Source organism: Flavobacterium branchiophilum NBRC 15030 = ATCC 35035 (genome assembly GCF_002217205.1).
GTDB lineage: Bacteria > Bacteroidota > Bacteroidia > Flavobacteriales > Flavobacteriaceae > Flavobacterium > Flavobacterium branchiophilum.
Genome location: NZ_MUGT01000231.1, coordinates 1 through 2412, shown reverse-complemented (window position 1 = coordinate 2412; position 2412 = coordinate 1). Strand labels below are relative to the sequence as shown.

The 2412-nt window shown below is 26.1% G+C and carries 1 protein-coding gene; it reads right to left on the bottom strand.

What is annotated here, in order from left to right; genetic code table 11:
* Positions 1-1106 precede the first annotated feature (1106 nt).
* Positions 1107-2123, bottom strand: a complete 1017-nt coding sequence (locus B0A58_RS16085; RefSeq protein ID WP_089081877.1) for an STM3941 family protein — start codon at positions 2121-2123, stop codon at positions 1107-1109.
* Positions 2124-2412: the final 289 nt, after the last annotated feature.

The following is a 2412-nucleotide window of genomic DNA, read 5'->3' as shown; positions in this document are numbered from 1 at the left end:
AAAAATAATAAAAAAATAAAATAAAACAGTGTTTTTTATTATTAATTTTTGTACATTTAACCATGCAACATATCACAGGAATAGCCCGTTTACAAATGCGTCTTTCTAGTTTGGAGGATACCATTGTTCCCGATAATCAGTTACTTTTTATTGATGTGTTTATGTGTTGAATCTGTGCCTTGCTTTTTTGGTTTTCGTGAATGTAAACAATTGAGAGGCTCTCCCTGTCCTTATTCATCGTGGCAGTCAACTCGATTGTAGGTTCGGTTAAATTTAGTTGAAATCATTTTTACAAATAATCACCTTTTGAACTTCTGATATTTTAAATTTACATTAAAAATTTTTTGAATAATATTTAAACTCAATACAATCAATCAATGTGCTGGTCTGTGAACTGATAGTACAACAAAAAGCAAAACAGGCAAATATGAAATTGTAATTAAGAAAAAATAATACCAGTTTTTATTTCGATTTTTGTAATATTCAACTGCAAAAAGAATTATTGAAAATATTGTAAAAACAATTGGTATATAAAAAAATATTATTTTTTCTATAACGTAAGGTAAATTTACAACAAACCAACCATCATCATTTCCAAATATCAGAAACAACAAAAAGGTTAAAAGATTTAAAAGTCCTATAGACAATAAAATTTTTTCAATAATTTCATGTTTCATATTTCATATTTCTATTGTTTTTAATAATTTGTTAGATGTTTTTTGACGGTTTTGTTATTTGTATTTTTTTGTAAAAACATTTAACATTCTGTTTTCAAAATTTCACGTTTCTGATTTCCTAAGTCATTCAGAAAACAATGTTTTTACTAATTGTTTACTTCTACGTATTTTCGAACAACTGTCGGTCAACGAAAGCCTGTGAAAAAACTGCCGTTAAATATTTTTCAAAAATAATAAAAAACACTGAAATAAAATAGCATTTATTTACAAATTTTCAAAAAAAAAGAGGGACTAGATCCTCTTGAAATGCTAACAAAAACTTTTCGATAACTCTATAAGGAGCGAGAATGTAATCGGTTTAACGCATGGTTGTTTATTTTTATTGGTTGTTTTTTAGGTGTAATGATAGGTTAAGTGTTGTTGGCAGAATTAATCCCATTCTTTATGTTCTTTGTCAAATTCTTTCAAGTTCTGATTTAAGAACATAAGCTCTAGCATATATTCTTTATCTGTTTTTTTGTAGTCTATTTTATCTACAATATATTTTTCAAATAGGTTTAAGTTTAGTTTTTTGTTTAATGTTTTTATTTCATGTGGATAATTTCCATTTTTAGTTTTATAATTTTCTATTTCATTAGTCAATTTCGTTCCAATATTTTTTGTTGTGTACTCATAGCATTTAATAATAAGTAAATATAAAACCATATTAGTAAATCCTAAATAAACTATTCGAAAAGCGTATTTTCTCAAATTGGAATTATTATTTGTTCCTCTAAACCACTTTCCTATGAAACCTCCAATCCCCATAGTAATCATCATAACCCAAAACGCATATAAATTACTAAAAGAAGCAATAAGCAAACAAATTAAAATTAGCAAATTAGCAATGTATTTTTGAGTATTTGAGACTTTTTTCATAGTCAAATTAGAATTGAAGTTCTTGATTTGATTATTTCGAAGACTTTTTTCTGACAATCTAATATTGTTGATAAAATCTGTCAGTTTGTTTTCGTCAATGTTTATTAGGCCTAAATTTATGTTCATTTCTTGAGCTGCAACATATTTATTCAACTTGTTTAACCAACTAAAAGTATTTTTTTTGAGCGCAAATGTTTCGTTCGTAACAATAGAAATGAATTTTTGATTATAAATATCTATCAAGTAACACTCCTTAATTTGTTCCCATTTGATTTCGTTCTGTTTTGTCGTTCTGTTCCAAATTCCATTTTCATATATTACTATTTGCGGTCTTTTGTCTAAAAAATTAAAAATAATTATTAGAATTCCTAAACCAAAAAAAGAAGTAATAAACCAACCCATATAAAAGTCAAATGTTCCATTGTGATTTTCAGCAATCATCCAAATTCCAATTGAAACAAAAGGCAAAGACATAGCAAGAATTTTAAATCCTTTTGAGTTAGATTTGTAAAGTTTTAGTTCTGTCATGTTTGATATTAATTTTATCAGCGAGTTCTTAAAATATTGTAAAAAACAGCAAGGTTTTCGCAGTTCGGTTTTCAGTCGCAATGAAATACGAAGTAATTATGAATACAATAAAAAAACGATGAAAAAAATGTGTACTCTCTAGTTGTTATCAAATGGTTTTCTATTTTTGCATTTCGTTTTTATACCTATTTTTAATAATTAGAATTTCTTTTTCGTCAATTTTTGGATTCGAGTTTAGCCCCAAATTTAATTGTTTCTTTTCTATATATGATTCAATGTCGTTTAGTTA

Excerpts from the sequence above, each read along its gene's own strand:
- B0A58_RS16085 (WP_089081877.1), bottom strand. The coding sequence starts at position 2,123 with ATGACAGAACTAAAACTTTACAAATCTAACTCAAAAGGATTTAAAATT.